This window comes from Pseudomonas congelans (genome assembly GCF_900103225.1).
Lineage (GTDB): Bacteria > Pseudomonadota > Gammaproteobacteria > Pseudomonadales > Pseudomonadaceae > Aquipseudomonas > Aquipseudomonas congelans.
In genome coordinates this window covers 387,930-409,031 of the sequence record NZ_FNJH01000001.1, presented here as the reverse complement: position 1 = coordinate 409,031, position 21,102 = coordinate 387,930, and the positions used below count along the sequence as shown (strand labels likewise).

At 60.7% G+C, this 21,102-nt stretch carries 19 protein-coding genes; 6 read left to right on the top strand and 13 right to left on the bottom strand.

Annotation, left to right across the window (positions count from 1 at the left end; translation table 11 throughout):
• The first annotated feature begins 230 nt into the window (after positions 1–230).
• Positions 231–2,039, top strand: coding sequence for a monovalent cation:proton antiporter-2 (CPA2) family protein (locus tag BLR20_RS01675; RefSeq protein ID WP_054993011.1), 1,809 nt, complete (start codon positions 231–233; stop codon positions 2,037–2,039).
• Positions 2,040–2,076: 37 nt separating this feature from the next.
• Here BLR20_RS01675 and BLR20_RS01670 read toward each other — a convergent pair whose 3' ends face one another.
• The 3 genes from BLR20_RS01670 to moaB all read right to left on the bottom strand — a co-directional run bounded on the left by BLR20_RS01670 (position 2,077) and on the right by moaB (position 4,850).
• Positions 2,077–3,003: a glycosyltransferase family 2 protein gene (locus tag BLR20_RS01670; RefSeq protein WP_054993012.1), complete on the bottom strand. Its 927-nt coding sequence runs from the start codon at positions 3,001–3,003 to the stop codon at positions 2,077–2,079.
• 89 nt (positions 3,004–3,092) lie between these two features.
• The gene (locus BLR20_RS01665) at positions 3,093–4,304 is read right to left on the bottom strand and encodes a molybdopterin molybdotransferase MoeA (RefSeq protein WP_054993013.1); all 1,212 of its coding nucleotides are present in this window, start codon (positions 4,302–4,304) and stop codon (positions 3,093–3,095) included.
• Positions 4,305–4,310: 6 nt separating this feature from the next.
• Positions 4,311–4,850, bottom strand: coding sequence for a molybdenum cofactor biosynthesis protein B (gene moaB, locus BLR20_RS01660; protein ID WP_002553131.1), 540 nt, complete (start codon positions 4,848–4,850; stop codon positions 4,311–4,313).
• Between the two features lie 75 nt (positions 4,851–4,925).
• On the opposite strand from moaB, the gene mobA reads away from it, so the two are divergent.
• On the top strand, positions 4,926–5,531 hold the full coding sequence (mobA, locus tag BLR20_RS01655) for a molybdenum cofactor guanylyltransferase MobA (RefSeq protein WP_054993014.1): 606 nt from the start codon (positions 4,926–4,928) through the stop codon (positions 5,529–5,531).
• Between the two features lie 96 nt (positions 5,532–5,627).
• A complete protein-coding gene (locus BLR20_RS01650) occupies positions 5,628–5,852 on the top strand; it encodes a YgdI/YgdR family lipoprotein (RefSeq protein ID WP_010433334.1) in 225 nt (74 codons plus the stop codon).
• A gap of 77 nt (positions 5,853–5,929) precedes the next feature.
• Here BLR20_RS01650 and BLR20_RS01645 read toward each other — a convergent pair whose 3' ends face one another.
• The gene (locus BLR20_RS01645) at positions 5,930–6,820 is read right to left on the bottom strand and encodes a pseudouridine synthase (protein ID WP_010433337.1); all 891 of its coding nucleotides are present in this window, start codon (positions 6,818–6,820) and stop codon (positions 5,930–5,932) included.
• Positions 6,821–7,005: 185 nt separating this feature from the next.
• Here BLR20_RS01645 and BLR20_RS01640 point away from each other — a divergent pair, with 185 nt between their 5' ends.
• Positions 7,006–7,860: a shikimate dehydrogenase gene (locus BLR20_RS01640; RefSeq protein WP_054993015.1), complete on the top strand. Its 855-nt coding sequence runs from the start codon at positions 7,006–7,008 to the stop codon at positions 7,858–7,860.
• Between the two features lie 3 nt (positions 7,861–7,863).
• On the opposite strand, the gene BLR20_RS01635 is transcribed toward BLR20_RS01640, so the two are convergent.
• Both BLR20_RS01635 and quiC read right to left on the bottom strand, forming a co-directional pair.
• On the bottom strand, positions 7,864–8,520 hold the full coding sequence (locus BLR20_RS01635; RefSeq protein ID WP_032614585.1) for a TetR/AcrR family transcriptional regulator: 657 nt from the start codon (positions 8,518–8,520) through the stop codon (positions 7,864–7,866).
• A 107-nt stretch (positions 8,521–8,627) separates the two neighbouring features.
• On the bottom strand, positions 8,628–10,535 hold the full coding sequence (quiC, locus tag BLR20_RS01630; protein ID WP_054993016.1) for a 3-dehydroshikimate dehydratase QuiC: 1,908 nt from the start codon (positions 10,533–10,535) through the stop codon (positions 8,628–8,630).
• 616 nt (positions 10,536–11,151) lie between these two features.
• Here quiC and BLR20_RS01625 point away from each other — a divergent pair.
• Positions 11,152–12,480 (top strand): MFS transporter, encoded by a 1,329-nt coding sequence (locus BLR20_RS01625; protein WP_010433346.1) that lies wholly within the window; start codon positions 11,152–11,154, stop codon positions 12,478–12,480.
• Between the two features lie 573 nt (positions 12,481–13,053).
• Here the strand turns inward: BLR20_RS01625 and BLR20_RS01615 are convergent.
• Positions 13,054–13,941: a DMT family transporter gene (locus tag BLR20_RS01615; RefSeq protein ID WP_010428081.1), complete on the bottom strand. Its 888-nt coding sequence runs from the start codon at positions 13,939–13,941 to the stop codon at positions 13,054–13,056.
• 236 nt (positions 13,942–14,177) lie between these two features.
• Between BLR20_RS01615 and BLR20_RS01610 the strand changes: the two genes are divergently transcribed.
• On the top strand, positions 14,178–15,434 hold the full coding sequence (locus tag BLR20_RS01610) for an OprD family porin (RefSeq protein WP_054993017.1): 1,257 nt from the start codon (positions 14,178–14,180) through the stop codon (positions 15,432–15,434).
• A gap of 58 nt (positions 15,435–15,492) precedes the next feature.
• On the opposite strand, the gene pcaC is transcribed toward BLR20_RS01610, so the two are convergent.
• The 6 genes from pcaC to pcaQ all read right to left on the bottom strand — a co-directional run bounded on the left by pcaC (position 15,493) and on the right by pcaQ (position 21,102).
• Positions 15,493–15,891, bottom strand: coding sequence for a 4-carboxymuconolactone decarboxylase (gene pcaC / locus BLR20_RS01605; protein WP_003416189.1), 399 nt, complete (start codon positions 15,889–15,891; stop codon positions 15,493–15,495).
• Complete coding sequence (locus BLR20_RS01600) at positions 15,888–17,249, bottom strand: 3-carboxy-cis,cis-muconate cycloisomerase (protein WP_054993018.1); 1,362 nt, start codon at positions 17,247–17,249, stop codon at positions 15,888–15,890. The genes pcaC and BLR20_RS01600 overlap by 4 nt, the downstream gene beginning before the upstream one ends.
• A 24-nt stretch (positions 17,250–17,273) precedes the next feature.
• Positions 17,274–18,623 carry a 4-hydroxybenzoate transporter PcaK gene (pcaK, locus tag BLR20_RS01595; RefSeq protein ID WP_032614574.1) on the bottom strand — a complete coding sequence of 450 codons (1,350 nt, stop codon included), beginning with the start codon at positions 18,621–18,623 and terminating at the stop codon, positions 17,274–17,276.
• An 87-nt stretch (positions 18,624–18,710) separates the two neighbouring features.
• Positions 18,711–19,313, bottom strand: a complete 603-nt coding sequence (pcaG, locus tag BLR20_RS01590) for a protocatechuate 3,4-dioxygenase subunit alpha (protein ID WP_054993019.1) — start codon at positions 19,311–19,313, stop codon at positions 18,711–18,713.
• Positions 19,314–19,324: 11 nt separating this feature from the next.
• Positions 19,325–20,044 carry a protocatechuate 3,4-dioxygenase subunit beta gene (gene pcaH / locus BLR20_RS01585; protein WP_003366939.1) on the bottom strand — a complete coding sequence of 240 codons (720 nt, stop codon included), beginning with the start codon at positions 20,042–20,044 and terminating at the stop codon, positions 19,325–19,327.
• Positions 20,045–20,181: 137 nt separating this feature from the next.
• The gene (gene pcaQ, locus BLR20_RS01580; RefSeq protein ID WP_010428089.1) at positions 20,182–21,102 is read right to left on the bottom strand and encodes a pca operon transcription factor PcaQ; all 921 of its coding nucleotides are present in this window, start codon (positions 21,100–21,102) and stop codon (positions 20,182–20,184) included.

The window sequence follows — 21,102 nt, the reverse complement described above, 5'->3', positions numbered from 1 at the left end:
CTCATGAGCGGGCAACTGACGCTGCCTGTTTGCGGGCATATCTTACGCCGATACGCAACGGATGGCATCGTCACCCGCCTCGCCTCACATCCCTGCCCGCCCTTTCCTGCACGTTCTATCAACGACGTTGATTATCGTCATGCCGCGATGAGCGTTGCCGTGTAAAACTCCCATGCTTTAATACCGCCCCTGCTTCAACAGTGTGTTCAATTATTACCAAGGAGTTTTACATGCCCCATGAAGGCAGCCTGCTGCAGGTCGCAGTGGTATTTCTGCTCGCCGCCGTGCTGACTGTGCCACTGGCCAAGCGGCTGAAGCTGGGCGCAGTGATTGGATATTTGTTCGCCGGCGTGATCATTGGCCCATCGGTCCTGGGCCTGATCGGCGATACCGAGAGCGTCAGTCACATTTCCGAACTTGGCGTGGTGCTGCTGCTGTTCATCATCGGCCTGGAGCTTTCGCCCAAGCGTTTATGGGTCATGCGCAAATCCGTGTTTGGCGTCGGCATGGCGCAGGTGCTGCTCACCGGCCTGATCATCGGCGGGGTGGCCTTCTCTGCTTTCGGCCAGCCGCTGAACACTGCGGTCATTCTGGGCCTGGGCCTTGCCCTGTCCTCCACGGCCTTCGGCCTGCAAAGCCTGGCGGAACGCAAACAGCTGAACAGCCCGCACGGCAGGATGGCGTTCGCCATTCTGCTGTTTCAGGACATTGCGGCGATCCCGTTGATTGCCATGGTGCCGTTTCTGGCTGGGGCCGATCACGCGATGGACACCGGCGAAAGCATCAACCACGGCCTGCGCATGCTGGGCAGCATTGCCATTGTGGTGATTGGTGGACGCTATTTGCTGCGCCCGGTGTTTCGTATCGTTGCCAAGACCAAAATCCAGGAAGTCTCGACCGCCACGGCCTTGCTGGTAGTGATAGGCACGGCGTGGCTGATGGAGCTGGTCGGAGTGTCCATGGCGCTGGGCGCGTTTCTCGCCGGCCTGTTGCTGGCAGACTCCGAGTACCGTCACGAACTGGAAGCGCAGATCGAACCGTTCAAGGGATTGCTGCTGGGATTGTTCTTTATCAGCGTCGGCATGGGCGCCAACGTCGGCCTGTTGCTCAGCTCACCGCTGATCGTGCTGGGCCTGACGCTGTTGCTGATCGCAATCAAGCTGCCGATGCTGTTCCTGATCGGTCGCACCCTTGGCGAACTCAACAACCGCAGCGCGCTGCAGCTGGGTCTGGTACTGGCCGCAGGCGGCGAGTTTGCCTTTGTGGTGTTCAAGATCGGCAGCGTTCAGGGGCTGTTCGAGGCCGGGCTGTACGACATGCTGGTGTTGACGATCACTTTGTCGATGGCGATCACGCCGTTGCTGTTCATTGCCCTGGCGCGCTGGATCAAACCAAGGATCAAACCCGTCGAGGTGCCGGACGAATACCGCGATATCCAGACCGACAAACCACGGGTGGTCATCGCCGGCATGGGCCGTATGGGACAGATCGTCGCGCGTATCCTGCGCGCGCAGAAGATTCCTTTCATCGCCCTGGACACCGCCGTCGAGTCCATCGAGTTCTCGCGCAGCTTCGGCAATGTCCCGGTCTTCTATGGCGACCCGCTGCGCCCGGAAATACTGCGTGCCGCCAAAGTCGATGAGGCCGAATTCTTCGTCATCGCGACGGATGATCCCGACACCAACATCAAGACCGCCGAGCTGATCCGCAAGCTGTACCCGCACATGAAGATCATTGCCCGCGCACGTAACCGCCAGCATGTTCATCGGTTGATGGACCTGGGCGCTCACGCGGTTCGCGAAACGTTCTACTCAAGCCTGGAAATGAGTCGCCAGACCCTCATGGGTCTGGGCCTCAGCGAAACACAGGCCGACGCGCGCATCAGTCGCTTCAAGCGTCACGACGAACAGGTGCTGGCCGCTCAGCATGAGGTGTATGACGACGACGCCAAGGTCCTGCAGACCGCCCGCGAAGCCAGGGCCGACCTGGCGCAACTGTTCGAAGCAGACCGTCTGGACGAAGAAGCCGCGAAAGGCTGACCTGCTCATGCGCCGCAGGCATGGCTTGCGGCGCGACTCAGGCGTAAGGGCTGTCCCAGTAGCGCGCGTACATGCCGAGTTTCTTCTTCACGCCGCGGGGCAAGCGCTTTTCCTGTCGGCTTAGCTTGTAGGCCAGTAGCTTCAGCGCATTACGCACGAACGACACAGGCCACCAGAGGATTCGCCGGGGACCGAGGAATTTCAGCTCGGACCTGACGTAACGCATGCCCTCGCCACCGATGCCGCCGAAGGTTTCGTAGATCCACGCTTCACGGGCCTGGAACACGCCGATGTCAAAGTAACGGCGAAACTCTTCGCGCAGGCTGTAATTGTGGGAATGACGGCATACTGCCGAGCCTTCGTAAGCCGCTTTCCAGCCATCGATGAGCATTTTCGCGGTGACGTACATGTCTTCCGAAAGAATCACATGCCGCGGAAAACCGCCAATGGCCCGCAACGCTTCACCTCGATAGGCCGCAAACGAGTTGGACATGAATGGCGCCTTGATGCCCAGCGTGCCAGCGTCGGCGAGCGTCTTGATCTGCGAGGTCGGCGGGTAATTGAACAGCCGCGCATGCTGGGCCAGCAGGTTGGCGTCCTTGTGCGGCAACTGCCGCCCGCAAACGGCACCGACTTTCGGGTCGGCGAAGGGCAGCAGAATGTTGGCGATGGCATTGATGTCTTCAACGTACGCATCCTGGGTCATGAAGACATACACGTCGTAGTCGGGATGCAGATCGACCATCATCTGCCGGGTGCCGCCGTGGTTGAAATCCTTGCTGTCGATGCGCAGCACATTGGCACATCGGGATCGCGCCAGCTCCAGCGTGCCATCCGAGGAACTGGAATCCACGATCAGCGTATCGAAGCTCGCGGTCTGCGCAGCCAGTGAGTCCAGCAGACGTTCCAGATCCTTGCGTCCGTTGTAGGTCGGGATCACACAAGCCACTCTCAATGGCGCCATAACAATACTCCAGGGCGAAGTCCGGTTGCCCATTGTGTCAGCGTTGTTGAGAGTAGCTCATGCGTACCCGCCCCACCATTCGAATGCAATCAGCCCAACACTTCACTCAATGGGATGAAGTTGACCCAGTCGCCTTCAGCTACGGTCGAGCCTTCGCGGACCTCGATCAGACCATCGGCCCACGTAGCGCTGCGCAGTACCCCCGAACTCTGATTGCGGTACGCCACGGCCCGGCCCTGCTCAAGACGACCGCGCAGGTACTCGCGACGATTGCCCGGACGCGTCCAGACAAAGCCGGCGGGCACCGGAAACTGCAAGGGTGCGACGTCGATCACGCCCTGGCGACGCAACAGGTATGCCCTGGCCAGCAAGGCAAAAGTGACCAGCGTAGAGGCCGGATTGCCAGGCAGACCGATCACCGGCACCCCCCGAAAATGCCCGAAGGTCAGCGGCTTGCCAGGCTTGATGGCCAGCTTCCAGAGCGTCAGCTCGCCCTCTTCCCGCAAGGCGTGGCCGAGGAAATCCGCTTCGCCCACGGACACTCCGCCCGTGGAAAGAATCAGATCGACACCCTGCAGATTCGCCAGCGCAGCGCGAGTCTTTTCCAGATCGTCCGGCAGGATGCCAGCATCCACGACCTCGCATTCGAGCCGCTTCAGCCAGCTGCACAGCAACACACGGTTGCTGTTATAGATCTGCCCCTGCCCCAACGGCTGACCGGGCTCGATCAGTTCATCGCCCGTGGACAGCACCGCGACCCGCATGCGGCGAATGACCTCCAGCTCGGCGAGGCCCAGCGAGGCCGCCAGCCCCAGCTCGATAGGACCCAGCCGCGTACCGGCGGCCAGCACGGTATCGCCGACCCGGGTTTCCTGGCCTTGCGGACGAATATTCTGCCCGGCGCCCAGCGATTCGTTGAACCGCACACGCTGATCCGCCAGGACCTCGGCGTTTTCCTGCATCTCGACGCAGTCAGCGCCTTCGGGCATCGGCGCGCCGGTGAAGATACGCGCACAGGTGCCAGGGGCCAGAGGCTCAGGGGCCTGACCGGCGAAGATACGCTGACTGACCGTCAACGGCTCGCCATGCCAGTCCGCCACGCGCAAGGCATAACCGTCCATGGCGCTGTTCGGCCAGGGCGGCAGGTCCAGTGTGGAGACCAGATCCACTGCCAGCACCCGGCCTTCGGCGTCGGCCAGCGAGACCCTTTCGCGCTCGGTGACCGGCGTGGCCTCGGCCATCTTCAACAGACGCGCGATGGCGTCTTCAACCGGCAGCAGGGTTTTCGGCTCGTTGTTCATGAGCACTCAACCACGGGTCGCACAGGGCTCGGCCTGCTTGAGGTGAGGCACAAAGTTGCAGGGCCGGAAGCGCGAGTCCAGTTGCTGGGCAAGAATGCCGTCCCATGCCGTACGCACCGCATTGGTGGACCCTGGCAGGCAGCAGACCAGCGTGCCATTGGACAGGCCGGCCAGCGCGCGGGACTGAATGGTCGACGTGCCGATGTCCGGCACCGATATCTGCCGGAACAGCTCGCCGAAACCATCGACCTGCTTGTCCAGCAGGCAGGCCACGGCTTCAGGCGTGCTGTCGCGGCCGGTAAAGCCGGTGCCACCGGTGATCAGCACGACTTGCACCTGATCATCGGCAATCCAGGTCGCTACCTGAGCGCGGATCTTGTACAGGTCATCCTTGAGCAGCACGCGCTCGATCAGGCCGTGGCCTGCGTCGGTCAGGCGGTCGACGAACATCTGGCCCGACGTATCGGTTTCACGGGTGCGGGTATCGCTGACGGTCAGCACGGCGATATTAAGGGGTACGAAAGGTGTGTCAGCCTTGGCTTTCATGGCCTCATCCAGTTGTTAAGAAAACAGGCGGGTGTTATATCACAGCACTCCTTTTGACTGCCCGACGAGTGTTTGATGAATGTTCCTGCCACACTGCCGCCCTGCTCGATTCTGCTGCTGGCCGGAGGCCGGGGGCAGCGCATGGGCGGGCGTGACAAGGGCCTGATCGAATGGCAGGGCACCGCGCTGATCGAACATCTGCACCGGCTGACCCGGCCGCTGACCGATGACCTGATCATTTCCTGCAATCGTAATATCGATCGCTATGCGCGTTACGCCGATCGCCTGGTGCAGGACGACGATACCGATTTCAACGGCCCGCTGGCCGGAATACGCGCCGCACTGCCCATCGCGCGGCATCGATGGTTGCTGATCCTGCCCTGCGACGCACCTTTGGTCGATGAAGCGTTACTGCAGGCACTGCGTGAAAAAGCGTCTGAATACCCGGAGCGACCGATAATGGTGCGTGAAGGCAAACACTGGCAGCCGCTTTTAGGTATTATCCCTGTCGCCCACGCCGCAACGCTGGAAGCCGCATGGCAGGCCGGCGAACGCAGCCCGAGACGGGCTCTGGAGCCGCTGCAACCCGTTGCTCTGCAACTGGAAGCTGGCGATTCACGCCTGGCCAACCTGAACACTCCCTGTCTGTTGACCGGGATCAGCGAAAACCGCAACAAGTGACTGGTCATTGAAGTTGCTGCGGGTGTATACGGAACTTGCTGACGGTGTATCCGTCTGAGAGTTCAGTAAATCAAGAATCCATCTGGAGACACAGTAATGAAACAACGGACCCTTCCCGCTGCCTTCCTGCTTGCATTGAGCATTGCCTCCCTCGCCGGCTGCGCATCGCCCACTGTGATCACCTTGAACGATGGTCGTGAAATCCAGTCTGTCGACACGCCAAAATACGATGAAGACTCGGGCTTCTACGAGTTCAAGCAACTCGACGGCAAGCAGACCCGCATTAACAAGGATCAGGTACGTACCGTAAAGGATCTGTAATCCGGGCGTCGCGCTACTGATTTGAAAAAACCCGCCGAGTGCGGGTTTTTTTTGCCTGTCATTTCGCGATCCCTGTACTACCAGTCGAGCGTCAACAGGCTCTCGAAGTGGCGCTGTTCGCCGTTGAGCGGGTCGACGAAACGCAAGCTGCTGGCCAGCAGCTTCAAAGGATGGCGATAGTCGTCCACCGGGTCTTTCACCACGTCCGGGTAAAACGGATCATTGCAGATAGCAGCGCCCAGCGCGGCCATGTGCACACGCAACTGATGCTTTTTGCCGGTCACCGGATAAAGCCCGTAGCGCCACAATTTGTCCTGCCGTTCGAGCACCTCGATCTGCGTACGGGTGTTGCTCGCGCCGGCGCCTTCCTGCATGCGAAAGAACGGTTCACCCTCGACCAGACGGCTCTCGTGCAGACGCGGAAACGTCAGCCCCGGCAGCGCTGGCGCAATGGCCTGGTAAAACTTGTCGATGCGCCGGGTGGGGAACAGAGCCTGATAAGCCGAGCGCGTCTGCCGGTTGGCGGAAAACAGTACCAACCCTGCGGTGTGCCGGTCGATGCGGTGCAGCGGCACCAGATCAGGATTGCCCAGGCGATGGATCAAGCGTCGCAGCAAGGTCTGCTCGACGTACTCGCCGGCGGGCGTTACCGGGAGAAAGTGCGGCTTGTCAGCCACCACCAGATGCTCGTCGGCGTAGAGGATCGTTTCAACCACAGGGATCGGCGTTTCGTTGGCAACCTCACGAAAGTAGTGAACCCGCAGCCCCTCCCGATACGCCAGATCAGGCGCGATGGCCTTGCCGTTTTCATCCAGCACCCGGCCGCGAGCAAAACGATCCAGCCATTGTTCACGACTGATGGCCGGAAATTTCGCGCACAGGCAATCAAGCACCGTGGCCCACGAGCCCGGTGGCAGATACAACGTACTGGCTTGCTGCTGTGCGGCGCTGAAGACGGACTCGGACATGCGGGGACTCGAACTCGTGTAAGCCTGAAGCGGCTGGCCGTGGATTATCACTGATTAGTGCGATCACCGCACAACATCGCTGCGTGGTAATCGACTCCTGCCTGCGGCACTATTAACCATCTGGTACATTCCGCTTAGCACCTGCCGCCAACCGGGCAGTGACACAAAAACAAGAGACGTATTTTATGGCTCACGCTGAAAAACCTTCCATCCTTGCCGGTCTGATCGGCTCGGGCATCCAGGCCTCGCGGACACCTGCCATGCACGAGCGTGAAGGCGATGCGCAAGGCATGCGCTATCTGTATCGGCTGATCGATATCGACGCCCTGCAACTGGACATCGATGCCCTGCCCCGGCTGCTTGAGGGCGCCCGGCAGTGCGGCTTCACTGGCCTGAATATCACCTTCCCCTGCAAGCAGGCGGTCATCCCGTTACTGGATGAGCTGTCCGATGAAGCGCGCGGTATCGGTGCGGTGAATACGGTGGTGTTCAAGGACGGCAAGCGCATCGGTCACAACACCGACTGCCTGGGTTTTGCCGAAGGCTTTCAGCGCGGCCTGGACAAGGCCCCGCGCCAACAGGTGGTGCAGATGGGTGCAGGTGGCGCGGGAGCGGCCGTGGCTCATGCGCTGCTCAGCGCAGGCGTCGAACGCCTCACGGTGTTCGAAGTCGAGCCGCAACGCGCCCAGAGACTGGTGGACAACCTCAACCAACACTTCGGTGCCGGGCGCGCTCAGGTGGGTAGCGACCTGCCTGCGGCGATGGCCGAAGCCGACGGGCTGGTCAATACCACACCGGTCGGCATGACCAAACTGCCGGGCACGCCGTTGCCGGTCGAGTTGCTACGGCCTGCCCTGTGGGTGGCGGAAATCATTTACTTTCCGCTGGAAACCGAACTGCTCAAACAGGCCCGGGCACTGGGCTGCCGAACCCTGGATGGCAGCACCATGGCGGTGTTTCAGGCGGTCAAGGCGTTTGAGCTGTTCAGCGGCCGGTCCGCCGATGCAGAGCGGATGATGGCGCACTTCCACACGTTGTAAGCCTCAGCGCTTGAGATAACGCAATACAGCGTCGCAGATCATCGCCTTGTGACGCTGTTTGACCTCCTCGCTCCACAGCTCGATCTGGAAGATTTCGCTGAAGGTATGGCGATTGGAGATCCGGTAGAAGCAGAACGAGCTGATCATCAGGTGCAGGTCCACCGGATGAACGCCATCACGGAACAGGCCGCTGGCTTCACCGCGACGCAAGATGCCGTCGAGCGCACTGATGATGTTCTGGCTCTTGGCCTGAATCGACTCGGACTGTTTGACGTTCTCGCCGTAATGGATGTTTTCGATGCACACGATGCGCACGAAATCGACATTGCTGTCGTGGTGATCGAAGGTGAACTCGACCACGCGATGAATCGCCTCCACCGGCTCGAGTTCGGACAGATTGAGCTGGCTCTCGGTGTTGCGAATCGCGCCGTAGAGTTTTTCCAGCACTTCGACGTACAGCTGCTCCTTGCTGCCGAAGTAGTAATAGATCATCCGTTTCGAGGTTTTGGTGCGCTCGGCAATGGCATCGACGCGCGCGCCCGACAGGCCATGGGCGACAAACTCGGCAACGGCGGCCTGCAGAATGTCTTCGCGGGTCTTTTCCGGATTGTTCTTGCGCCCTTTCGACGTAACGGCAACAGAGTCGTCAGTTGTTTTCATTGTTGGCTCATGACCACGAGTGATGCGCGGAGTATGAAGCCGACCGGCAACCGAGGGAAGCCGCGAGGGCGTCACACCCTCGCAGCAGCGTTGCAATCGGATTCGCCTTACAGACGCGCCTGACGTGCTGCCACATTGCGCGCCTTGGCCATCGCAGCCAGACGCACCGGGACGTTGGCAGCGCCGTACCCTACGTAGCCGTTCTTGCGCTGCAGGATTTCGAAGAAGAAGCGCCCGTCGAACGCATCGGTGTAGACGTGGAACAACTCGCCACCCTGCGCATCGCGGTCATAGAGCACGTTGTAATACGCCAGCTCGCTGAGAAACTCTTCGTCGAAATCGAAGCGCGCCGCCAGGTCATCGTAATAATTGAGCGGGATGTCCAGCAACGGTACGCCAGCTTCCTTGGCGCGGCTTACTTCGGCGAAGATGTCTTCGCAGGAAAATGCGATGTGGTGCACACCCGAGCCGCGATAACTCGACAGCGCATGGGAGATAGCCGTATTGCGATTCTCGGAAATATTCAGCGGCAAGCGCACGGTGCTGCAACGGCTGCGCAGAGCACGGCTCTTGACCAGACCGTACGGGTCGGGCAAGACCACTTCGTCGTCAGCTTCGAAGTCCAGAATGCTTTTGTAGAACAGCACCCAGCTGTCCAGGCTGTCGGCCGGCAGCGCCATGGCCATGTGGTCGATACGCTGCAACCCGCCCTTGGCGACTGCCTGCGGATCGACGACAAAATCACTGTCGTAGATCGATTCTCCCGGCGCCGCGTTATCCACCAGATAGATCAGGCTGCCGTCGGGTGCGCGGACCGAAGGGATCTCCCGTTCATTAGGGCCGACCAGCCCGCGATACGGCTGGCCCTTGAAGGCACGCGCACGTTCCAGCGACTGATGACCGTCGTCGACGCGCAAGGCGGTGGCGCACAGTGACGGGCCGTGGGCCTCGAAGAAGCTGTGGGCGAAGGAATAGGGTTCGGCATTGAGCACAATCCTGATATCGCCCTGCCCCAGCAGGCTGACCGCCTTGGAGCGATGCTGACCCAGCTTGGCAAAGCCCAGCCGTTGCAGCCAGCCCGACAGGCGAGCGCCATGGCTCTCGTCGACTGCAAACTCGAGGAACTCGACGCCATTGTAGGTACTGGCAGCAGGTGGGTTGAAGAGGATTTCGGGAGCCGCAGCCGGCTCGTCACGCGCCATCAACTGGCGGGTTTTCTCTTCCAGATAGAGCAGCGAACGCAGACCGTCCGCGGCATTGGCGCGCGTCGGCGCTGCACGGAAGCCGTCGTTGAACACTTCCAGCGACAACGGACCGTTGTAGCCACTGCGCAGGATCGGCGCAAGGAAGCCGGCCAGATCGAATTCACCCTGGCCCGGGAAGCAGCGGAAATGGCGACTCCATTCCAGTACATCCATTGCCAGAAGCGGCGCATCGGCCATCTGCACGAAGAAGATCTTGTCGCCCGGGATCTGCGCGATGGCGCTCGGATCGCCCTTCAGCGACAGGGTATGGAAGCTGTCGAGCAACACGCCAAGCGCCGGGTGGTCGACCTTACGCACCAGGCTCCAGACCTGTTGCCAAGTGTTCACATGCTTGCCCCAGGCCAGCGCTTCATAACCGACGCGCAAGTGACGGGCACCCGCGCGTTCGGCGAGCAGGCCCAGGTCATCGAGCAGAATGTTTTCGTCGCCCACCGAATCGGCAGATGCATTGCTGCAGACCAGCACCAGATCAGTGCCCAGTTCCTGCATCAGATCGAATTTGCGTTCGGCACGGTCAATATTGCGCTGCAGACGATCACGGCGGCAGCCTTCGAAATCGCGGAATGGCTGGAACAGGGTGATGGCGATGCCCAGGTCGGCACACATCTGCCTGATGTTGCGTGGGCTACCGTCGTAATACAACAAGTCGTTTTCGAAAATCTCGACGCCGTCAAAGCCGGCTGCGGCGATGGCTTCGAGCTTTTCGGGCAGAGTACCGCTCAAGGATACGGTAGCAATTGAACGCTGCATGCTTTTCAGCTCCTGGATGAACGCGACCTGCTTGGGTCGCGACTGGACAGCACCGCATTCCTGGCCTTTCCCGGCCTTATTCAGAGGTGCGAGTAAAGTATTTGCCTGCGGAAATACTACAGCAACATAAAGTGTACGAACCGGTTAGTTTTACGTTCGATTATCGAACAAAAGCCGTTTTACTCAATTGACGCTGTATCTCGCAATGCTCAACATCAGCATCACATTGCAGGATAGACCCGCAGTCCGACATTTGATCTTCGCTTCATCAGCAGCAAACCCATAACAATTCAAAAAACAGGAACATTGCTCATGTGCACCCTTCTCGCTTCGCTCGCCCGCTCACCCGTCCGTCTTACCAGACGTCATGTTCGACGAACCCGCCCAGCCAAAAGCCCGGCCACGGTCTGCGTCGCCTGAAACATTCCAACACACTTACGCGGCCCAGCCTGTAAATTGTCGGCCCGACGGATCGTTTCGAGGACAGCCTGAGTCTACAGGCCAGTCGAATCACGGTTCTACGACTTCACTTTACCTGCACAACGCCTGCATCGAGTGGACTTCTCAGTCCGACTGTTGCCAGCAGCACAGTCCTGGAACGGATGGTTAGAACATCATGCTTAACACCCAGACCAACCCTGTCGCCCAGGCCGCCCGTGCCGGGATGGGCGAAAAGATCCGCGGCGCGCTCGCCGTGGGCAAGACTCGCTGGGGCATGCTCGCCCTGGTGTTCTTCGCCACTACACTGAATTACATCGACCGGGCCGCGCTCGGCGTCATGCAGCCTATCCTCGCCAAGGAAATGAGCTGGACGGCGATGGACTACGCCAACATCAACTTCTGGTTTCAGGTCGGTTATGCGGTCGGCTTCGTGCTGCAGGGCCGCTTCATCGACAAGGTCGGCGTGAAGCGCGCGTTCTTCCTCGCGGTGCTGCTGTGGAGCCTGGCGACTGGCGCGCATGGCCTTGCCACCTCCGCTGTCGGCTTCATGGTCTGCCGCTTCATTCTGGGCCTGACCGAAGCAGCCAACTACCCGGCCTGTGTGAAGACCACCCGCCTGTGGTTCCCGGCAGGTGAACGTGCGGTGGCCACCGGTATCTTCAACGCCGGCACCAACGTCGGTGCCATGCTGACCCCGGCCCTGCTGCCGGTGATCCTCACTGTCTGGGGCTGGCAGGCTGCCTTCGTGGCGATGGGTTCGCTGGGGCTGCTCTGGGTCATCACCTGGCGCCTGAAGTATTACAACCCCGAAGAGCATCCGACCGTCAGCAAGACCGAGCTGGATTACATCAATCAGGAAGTCGAACCGGCTCCGGTCAAGGTACCTTTCACCGGCATTCTGAAGATGCGCGGTACGTGGGCATTCGCGCTGGCATATGCGATCACGGCTCCGGTGTTCTGGTTCTACCTGTACTGGCTGCCTCCGTTCCTCAATCAGCAATACAACCTGGGGATCAGCGTGACGCAGATGGGCATCCCGCTGATTCTGATCTGGCTGACGGCCGACTTCGGCAGTGTCGGTGGCGGCATTCTGTCGTCCTGGCTGATTGGTCGCGGCATGCGTGCGACGACTGCACGCCTGTTGTCGATGCTGATCTTTGCCATCACGATCTGCAGCGTGGTGTTCGCTGCCAATGCCAGCGGGCTGTGGGTGGCGGTACTGGCCATTTCGCTTGCCGTGGGTGCGCATCAGGCCTGGACGGCGAATATCTGGAGCCTGGTGATGGACTACACCCCCAAGCACATGATGAGTACCGTGTTCGGCTTCGGCGGCATGTGTGCGGCCATCGGCGGTATGTTCATGACGCAGATCGTGGGTGCAGTGCTGACCGCCACCAATAACAACTACAACGTGTTGTTCACCATGATCCCGGCGATGTATTTCATTGCCCTGATCTGGATGTACTTCATGGCCCCTCGCAAGGTTCCGACACTCAGCGAGTAATCGTCTGACACCATCAAAAAGGCCCGGCTCACTCAGTGACCGGGCCTTTTTGCTATCGTCCCTAAGCTCTGCGCAGAGTGCGAGAAGTTTTCTCCCGTATAACTCTCGTTCCTCACGCTCCGCGTGGGAATGCAGTTCGTGACGCTCCGCGTCACACGGCGGGTTTTCTTTGTCAGATGGATTGGGGGTCGGCTCAGGTCACCTTTTCGCCCCTCGGCGAGTTACTTTGATGGGGCCAAAGTAACCAAACCCCCTGGCTCCGTTTCCGGCCCGACTTCGTCGGGTTCCTTCGCCCTGTCACTGATCCGGGGGTCGCCGCAACGGGCCATCCATGGCCCGGTGCGGCTAGCCTGGCGTCCTGCCAGGCTACCCCCGGATCAGCGCCAGGACTCAGCCGTCACTTACGTCGCAATTTGCGTCGTCTGTGCCAACGTGATCGAAAAGCACGTATGGCGGCCTCCTGCAGGCGCAGCATGACATTATGCTGCGCCGAAGACCTGTGAGGCAGTGCGTCAGGAACTGCATGCGAACTGAACATTGGCATCGACGTCAATCGACGCCTCACACCAGGAGCTACCCACCCTTGCGGCGCTGTTGCCAGGCCGCCGCCAGACCGCTGAGGCAGATAATGGCAATGCCGGCCTGGGCAGTGGGCGATGGCATGTGATCGAAGAACAGAAACCCCAGCAATCCGGCGAACACGATCTGGCAATAACTGAAAGGCGCAAGCATGGCCGGAGCGGCGAAGCGGAAGGCCTGGGTCAGCAGCAAATGCGCCGACATGCCACACGCACCAAGCGCCAGCAGAAACGGCAGGTGCTTGAGCGCCGGCACTTCCCAGAAGAACGGTACCAGCGCACTCATCAACAGGGTATTGAACAGCCCCGCGAAAAAGTTGCTGGTGGTCGGACTGTCGAACGGGCTGACCAGCCGTGTCAGGAGTTGATACAGCGCAAAACACAAGGCTGACGACAGCGGCAGCAGAATCGCCGGGGTAAACAGCTCGCCGCCCGGATGAATGATGATCATCACCCCGACAAACCCGACCACCACCGCTATCCACTGCCCGCGCGTCACACGCTCGTGCAGCAGCGGCACCGATAACGCGGTGACCAGCAACGGCGCAAGAAAGTTGACCGCCGTCGCCTCTGCCTGCGGGATGAACATCAGGCTGCTGGTAAACAGCAGACTGGTGCCCAGCAGCGCCAGTGCGCGCAAGACCTGCAGGCCGGGACGCTTGGTGCGCAACACCCGCAATCCCGATGACGGCATGAAGATGCAGGCCATCAGCAGCGTGTGCACCAGATAGCGCGCCCAGACCACCAGAATGATCGGATAGAAGCCGGAGAGGTATTTGGACAGGGTGTCGTGACTGGCAAACAGAAAAGTCGCCAGAAGAATGAAGCCAATACCTTTGAGAGGTTTATTGACGCCGGACAACGGCGTGCTGGCAGTGCTCATTGCGCTTCCTTGTTCAAGTTTCAGCAGCCCGACGCCATGGCCGAACGCACTCTCTACCCATATTGACCCGTGAGCATCGCACACACGCTTGCAGCATCTCGAAGAAAATGTTCTAACCGGTTCATTAAGGTTCGATAATCGCCCGAAACAACTATTTCACAATTGCACGGCGCGTTGCGCCATTTCACTATCGCAGCCAGCTACACGACTCAATAACTACAAAAAAGGTCTGTTCCATGCGCGTGAATTCCCCCTGCAAACTCCTTTGCGGTCTGTCGGCGGCCGTCGCTGCAAGCCTGACGCCCATCAGCGGCCAGAGTGCCGGATTCGTCGAAGATGCCAAGGTCAATCTGAACCTACGCAACTTCTACATCAACCGCAACTTCGTCGACCCGGCCAACGCACAGAACTACGCCGAGGAGTGGACGCAGAACTTCATCCTCGACGCCCGTTCCGGGTTCACCCAAGGCACTGTCGGCTTTGGTGTCGACGCACTGGGCCTCTACTCGCTCAAGCTAGACGGCGGCAAGGGTACCGGCGGCACACAATTGCTGCCCATCCATAGCGATGGACGCCCGGCCGACGACTTCGGCCGTCTGGCAGTGGCCGGCAAGGCACGCTTCTCGAAGACCGAATTGAAGGTCGGCGAGTGGATGCCGGTACTGCCAATCCTGCGTTCGGATGACGGCCGCTCACTGCCGCAAACCTTTCAGGGCGGGCAGCTCACCTCCAAGGAGATCGACGGCCTGACCCTCTACGGTGGCCAGTTCCGTGGCAACAGCCCGCGCAACGACGCGAGCATGGAAGACATGTCCTTGAATGGCCGCACCGCGTTCACTTCCGACCGCTTCAACTTTGGCGGCGGCGAATATGTGTTCAACGAAAAGCGCACCCAGGTCGGCGTGTGGTACGCCGAGCTTGAAGACATCTACCACCAGCAATATTTCAACCTGCTGCACAGCCAGCCGCTGGGCAGTTGGACTCTGGGAGCCAACCTCGGCTACTTCCAGGGCAAGGACGACGGTCAGTCGCTGGCCGGCGAGCTGGACAACAAGACCTGGTCAGCGCTGCTTTCGGCACGGTACGGCGGCAACACCTTTTACCTGGGCCTGCAGAAAGTCAGCGGCGACAGCGCCTGGATGCGCGTCAACGGCACCAGCGGCGGGACCTTGGCCAACGACAGTTACAACTCCAGCTTCGACAACGCCAGGGAGAAGTCCTGGCAGTTGCGCCATGACTATGACTTCGTAGCCATGGGCGTGCCCGGTTTGACCCTGATGAACCGCTACATCAGCGGTGACAACGTACACACCGGCGCCATCACCGACGGCGAAGAATGGGCGCGGGAAACCGAGCTGGCCTATGTATTCCAGAGCGGTGCGTTCAAAAGTCTTTCAGTCAAATGGCGCAACTCCACCATGCGTCGCGACTACAGCACCAACCAGTTCGACGAAAACCGCCTGATCGTCAGCTACCCGTTGTCGCTGCTCTGATCCGCACAGGACGCCGCCGTGGCCGATGGCGCTGCGGCGGCGTTCTCAATCAAAGCGCTCAGTGGTCCTGCAACGACTCCACGCCCATTTCGTCCCACACCGCTTCCGCCAGGTGGAACGTCGCATTGGCCGCCGGAATGCCGCAGTAGATAGCGCTCTGCATCAGCACTTCCTTGATTTCCTCACGGGTCACGCCGTTGTTTTTGGCGGCCTTGAGGTGCAGGCGCAATTCGCCTTCGCGATTCATGCCGATCAGCATTGCGATGGTGATCAGGCTGCGCGTATGGCGCGGCAATCCTGGACGTGTCCAGATATCCCCCCAGGCGTGACGGGTGATCATCTCCTGGAATTCTTCATTGAACGGCGTCAGTTTGCTCAGGCTGTTATCGACATGCGCGTCGCCCAGCACCGCACGGCGCACTTGCATGCCGGCTTCGTAACGTTCGTCTTCGGTCATCGGGAAATCCTTGTGTGTTCGGCCACGGCGCGCTCGACCCAATGGCGAGCCTGGCCAAGGTAATGGGCCGGATCGAGCAGGCGATCCAGCTCGTCGGAAGAAAACTGCTCGCTGACCTGCCGGGTTTCGCCGAGCACCTGACGCAAATGCGCACCCTGCTCCACCGCACGCCGGCAGCACTGTTCAACCAGATGGTGGGCAGCATCGCGGCCGATGCGCTGAGCCAGCGCGATACTCACTGCTTCGGCGAGAACCAGCCCTTTGGTGGATTGCAGATTGATCGCCATGCGCTCGGCATCCACCTGCAGACCGGGTATCACCTGCAACGCCTGCTGAAGAGAACCGGAAACCAGACAGCACAGCTCCGGCAAGGTCTCCCACTCGGCATGCCACAGGCCCAGGCTGCGTTCATGCTCCTGCGGCATGGCCGCCAGCATCGTGGCCACCAGCCCCGGTGCGCGGGTGGCGGTGCTGATCATGACCGCAGCGCCGACCGGGTTGCGTTTGTGCGGCATGGTCGAAGAGCCGCCCTTACCAGGTGCCGATGGCTCGAAGACCTCGCCCACTTCGGTCTGCATCAGCAGGCTCACGTCGCGCCCCAGTTTGCCGAGACTGCCGGCGATCAGACCCAACAGACCGGCAAACTCCACCAGTCGGTCGCGCTGGGTGTGCCAGGGCTGCTCGGGCAACGTCAGTTGCAATTCACCCGCGAGCGCTTCGGCCACCGAAAACGCCTGGTCGCCCAGCGCCGCAAGGCTGCCGGAAGCACCGCCGAACTGCAGGCACAGCAGGCGCGGCTTGATCTCGTTCAAACGCTGTCGATGACGCGTGACCGCGCCCAGCCAGCCAGCGATTTTCATCCCCAAAGTGACCGGCGTAGCCTGCTGCAGCCAGGTGCGTCCGGCCAGCGGCGTGCCCGCATGACGCTGCGCCTGCTCAGCCATCGCATCGGCCAGCCGGGTGAGGTCACGCTCAAGCAGCACGACCGCTCGACGCAGCTGCAGGATCAGCCCGCTGTCCATCACATCCTGACTGGTCGCGCCCATGTGCACGTAGCGCTCGGCTTCAGCGCTGCGTGCGGCAATCTGTTTGCCCAGCGCCTTGACCAGCGGAATCGCCGAATTGCCGGCACTGCCGATGGCAATTGCCAGCGCGTCGAAATCGAACAGCCGTGCGTCGCAGCTCAGCTCGATGTCGGCGACCACCTCGGGCGGGATCAGGCCGACGCGTGCCTGTGCACGAGCCAGCGCAGCCTCGAAATCGAGCATGCCCTGCACCCGGCCCTCATCCGAAAAAATCTCGCGCATTTCGGGTTGCATGAAGTAGGCATCGAAAAGTTGATTGCTCGCTCTGTTCACATCACCACTCCAGATTGAAAGGTTTCAGGTGGCGTCCGAATGACTGACCCAGCCCTTGATCAGCACGGCTATCGCGGCCAGCGCCGCCGGGATCACCAGCGCGGTCAGCACCTGCTCGAACGTCCAGCCCAGGCCCAGCAGCGTGGCACCGGCCCAGGCGCCGAGAATGGCGCCGAAACGGCCGATCCCGAGCATCCACGACACGCCCGTGGCACGCCCCTGGGTGGGGTAAAAACGCGCGGCCAGCGACGGCATTGCCGACTGCGCGCCGTTGATACACATACCGGCGAGCAACACCAGTGTGGCCAACAGCGCGACGTTACCCAGACTCTGCCCGACCAGCCAGGCGAATACCCCCGCCAGTGCGTAGGCACAACCAATGACCTTGTGCGGGTTGTAACGATCCATCGCCCAACCCACGCCCACAGCGCTCAACACCCCGCCGAACTGAAACAGCGCGCCGATGAAGGCGGACTGCTCCATGCTTGCGCCGCTGTCGCGCATCAGCGTCGGCAGCCAGCTGGTCAGCAGGTAAACGATCACCAGGCCCATGAAATAGGTCAGCCACAGCAACAGGGTGCCGGCACTGTAGTTGCCGGAAAAAATCACTTTCAGCACGTTGCGGCTGCTGACTGTTTTCTGTTCGGGAACGCTGAAGTCAGTGATGCCGGCCAGCGCCTTCGGCGCAATCGGTGCCAGCACCTTGCGAATCCGCTCCGCACCGCGATTGCGTACCACCAGAAACCGCGCCGACTCCGGCAGCCAGACCATCAGCACCACCGCCAGCAGGATGGGCAGGATACCGCCCAGCATCAGCAGGCTGTGCCAGCCCATGCTCGGGATCAGCTTGGCCGACACAAAACCGCCGCACGCCATGCCCAGATTGAAACCGCAGAACATGCTCGTCACCAGCAGCGACTTGAGCCGCTCGGGAGTGTATTCCGACAGCAACGTGGTGGCGTTGGGCATCGCTGCGCCAAGCCCCAACCCGGTCAACAGGCGCAGTACCAGCAATTGATCGATGTTGCTGCTGTAGGCTGATGCCAGGCTGAAAAGACCGAACAGCAGCACCGCGACCACCAGCACCACCTTGCGCCCGAAGCGGTCGGCCAGCGGGCCTGAACCCAGCGCGCCGAACACCATGCCGATCAGCGCGGCGCTCATCACCGGCCCCAGACTGGCCCGGTCGATACCCCAATCCTGACTGAGTGCGGGTGCAATGAAGCCCATTGCGGCAGTATCGAGGCCGTCGAGAAACACGATCAGAAAACACAGCGCAACCACTCGCCACTGATACCCGGACAGCGGTTGCGCATTGATGAAGGCCTGAACGTCGAGCGTACTCGACGCGGGGCTGCTGGCGGAAAGCGTCATGAAGGTGTCCTTTTATTTTTATAGGGTCGCCTGCCGATGCAGGCGCCTTGAAACGCACGCACATTGATTTCGAAATCGAAGAACGATTCAGAAATCGAAAAATACTGTCTCGCCTTCACCTTGCACACGGATATCAAAACGATAGGCCGTCTGCCCCTCGTGCGTGCAGCGACGCGCCACCAGGGTTTCGCGACGCGGGGGCTGCTCGATCAGATTGAGCACCGGGTCCTGCGCATTCGCCTGGGCTTCGTCATCGAAATACAAACGTGTCTGCAGATGAATATTGATGCCGCGCGCAAACAGCGAAACGTTGATGTGCGCCGCCATCGGCACACCCGCCGCATTGCGTGCCGAGCCTGGCTTGATGGTCTTGAGGATCCATTGGCCATCGTCCGCGGTTGCAGTGCGACCAAAGCCGTTGAACGGCCTGTCCGGGTCGAATTCGCTGTGATACGCGCCTTGATGATCCGCCTGCCAGAATTCCAGGTAGGCATCGCGGATCAGATGACCGTTGCCGTCGAAGACGTTGCCCAGCAATACGATGTGCTCACCGGGCGCCTCGGGCCTGGCCATCTCGTTCCAGATTTCCAGCTCGCGGGTGGAGTTGCCGGCCACTTGTGGTGCAAGACCGATGTGGACGTAGGGGCCAGCGGTTTGCGAAGGGGTTTCCTGCAGCAATTGAACGGGCATGTCGGGCCTCCTCAGCAGTTTTCGAAGTGAGTCTTGCGCTGGCCGCGCAACACGATATCAAAGCGGTACGCCAGACAATCCATCGGGTTGCCCATGCCCAGATCGAGCCTGGCAATCAGGCTTTGCACGGCGTCGGGATTGGCGATGGCCTTGACGATCGGGCAGATCGGAATCAGCGGATCGCCTTCGAAATACAACTGGGTGATCAGGCGTGTGGCAATCGACGGGCCGCTGATCGACACATGAATATGTGCCGGGCGCCAGTCGTTGGGACCGTTGCGCCATGGGTAAGGCCCGGGCTTGACGGTACGGAAGCTGTAATTGCCTTCGCTGTCGGTCAACGCACGTCCGACACCGCCGAAATTGGGATCGATGGGCGCCAGATAGGCATCGCGCTTGTGGCGATAACGGCCACCGGCATTGGCCTGCCAGATCTCCACCAGCGTATGCGGTATCGGTTTTCCGTACTGATCACAGACCCGTCCGGCCAGCAGGATACGCTCACCGATGGGCAGCCCACCGTTGTTGAAATTGAGCAGCAGGTCATTGTCGTGCTGACCGAATTTCAAATGCGAGAAATCCGGGCCGGTGGTTTCGGAAATGGACTGCGGGATACTGACCAGGGCCTGGCGCGGCGAGCGCAGGATCGAGGTCTTGTAGTCAGGTGTCAGGGCTTTGGGATGCCAGTTTCGGTCACGAATGACGAAGCGGCTGTTGTCCGCGGCAGACATGGCGTTCTCCTCGTTTTTCTTATGGGGCGCGCAGGCGTCGGTCACATGCGCTACAGGCTGCGGCGAAGTGTCGCGCGATCCATGCTTACAGAGAACTGAAATAAACCCCATGATCCATAACCAATTGGTTATGGATACTAGGCATTGCGATAAGCCTCTCCAAGACTGCGCAGCTCGTCCACACACCACTGCGCCGCGCGCGTCAGTGGCAAGGCCGGGTTGCTGCACAAACCGACCGAGCCGCCCGGCTCACGAATACCCATGTCCAGCTCGACCAGCGTGCCGCCTTGCAACTCCAGCGACACGGCATCCAGCGGCGCGATCCAGACTGCATCGCTGCATTGCACATAGCGGCGGCTGAGGGTGAGCGAGAGGGTTTCAAGGCGTTGGCGCGGCATGCGGATACCGCACTGCACGAACAGACTGTCGGCAAACTTGCGGATGGTCGTGCCTGCCAGCGGCAACACCAGCGGGAATCGCTCCAGACTCTCCGGCTTGAGCGGCGCAGCCAGCAAAGGGTGATCACTGCGTACCACCAGTGTCATCGACTCGTTGTACAGGTGCTCGAACGTCAGACCCTGAATCTGCGGACTGTCAGTCATGCGCCCGACCACCAGATCCAGCTCCCCTACCCTCAATTGCGACAACAGATAGGCACTGGGCCCGGTCATCACGCTGACGATCAGCGCCGGGTGCCGCTGGTGCAGGCGATGAACCACTTCGGGCACCAGCAGGCTTTCGGCCGTCGACAGTACGCCCAGACGTGCAGTGACGGTGTCATGCTCACCCGAGCGCAGGCTGCTGACGCCCTCGCGCAGGGCCTGAACGCTGGGCCCGGCAAAACGCATGAACGCCACGCCCGCGTCGGTGAGTGCCGCGCCGCTCTTGCTGCGCACGAACAAGGTGGTGTCGAGCAGGATTTCCAGCTCTTTGAGACTTTTCGACAGTGCAGGCTGACTGATCGCCAGAACGTCGGAAGCACGCGCCAGGCTGCCCTGCCGGGCCACTTCGAGAAAGCAGACCAGATGACGAAATTTGATGCGTGTATCGATATTCAC

Excerpts from the sequence above, each read along its gene's own strand:
- BLR20_RS01675 (WP_054993011.1), top strand. The coding sequence starts at position 231 with ATGCCCCATGAAGGCAGCCTGCTGCAGGTCGCAGTGGTATTTCTGCTC.
- BLR20_RS01670 (WP_054993012.1), bottom strand. The coding sequence starts at position 3,003 with ATGGCGCCATTGAGAGTGGCTTGTGTGATCCCGACCTACAACGGACGC.
- BLR20_RS01665 (WP_054993013.1), bottom strand. The coding sequence starts at position 4,304 with ATGAACAACGAGCCGAAAACCCTGCTGCCGGTTGAAGACGCCATCGCG.
- moaB (WP_002553131.1), bottom strand. The coding sequence starts at position 4,850 with ATGAAAGCCAAGGCTGACACACCTTTCGTACCCCTTAATATCGCCGTG.
- mobA (WP_054993014.1), top strand. The coding sequence starts at position 4,926 with ATGAATGTTCCTGCCACACTGCCGCCCTGCTCGATTCTGCTGCTGGCC.
- BLR20_RS01650 (WP_010433334.1), top strand. The coding sequence starts at position 5,628 with ATGAAACAACGGACCCTTCCCGCTGCCTTCCTGCTTGCATTGAGCATT.
- BLR20_RS01645 (WP_010433337.1), bottom strand. The coding sequence starts at position 6,820 with ATGTCCGAGTCCGTCTTCAGCGCCGCACAGCAGCAAGCCAGTACGTTG.
- BLR20_RS01640 (WP_054993015.1), top strand. The coding sequence starts at position 7,006 with ATGGCTCACGCTGAAAAACCTTCCATCCTTGCCGGTCTGATCGGCTCG.
- BLR20_RS01635 (WP_032614585.1), bottom strand. The coding sequence starts at position 8,520 with ATGAAAACAACTGACGACTCTGTTGCCGTTACGTCGAAAGGGCGCAAG.
- quiC (WP_054993016.1), bottom strand. The coding sequence starts at position 10,535 with ATGCAGCGTTCAATTGCTACCGTATCCTTGAGCGGTACTCTGCCCGAA.
- BLR20_RS01625 (WP_010433346.1), top strand. The coding sequence starts at position 11,152 with ATGCTTAACACCCAGACCAACCCTGTCGCCCAGGCCGCCCGTGCCGGG.
- BLR20_RS01615 (WP_010428081.1), bottom strand. The coding sequence starts at position 13,941 with ATGAGCACTGCCAGCACGCCGTTGTCCGGCGTCAATAAACCTCTCAAA.
- BLR20_RS01610 (WP_054993017.1), top strand. The coding sequence starts at position 14,178 with ATGCGCGTGAATTCCCCCTGCAAACTCCTTTGCGGTCTGTCGGCGGCC.
- pcaC (WP_003416189.1), bottom strand. The coding sequence starts at position 15,891 with ATGACCGAAGACGAACGTTACGAAGCCGGCATGCAAGTGCGCCGTGCG.
- pcaK (WP_032614574.1), bottom strand. The coding sequence starts at position 18,623 with ATGACGCTTTCCGCCAGCAGCCCCGCGTCGAGTACGCTCGACGTTCAG.
- pcaG (WP_054993019.1), bottom strand. The coding sequence starts at position 19,313 with ATGCCCGTTCAATTGCTGCAGGAAACCCCTTCGCAAACCGCTGGCCCC.
- pcaH (WP_003366939.1), bottom strand. The coding sequence starts at position 20,044 with ATGTCTGCCGCGGACAACAGCCGCTTCGTCATTCGTGACCGAAACTGG.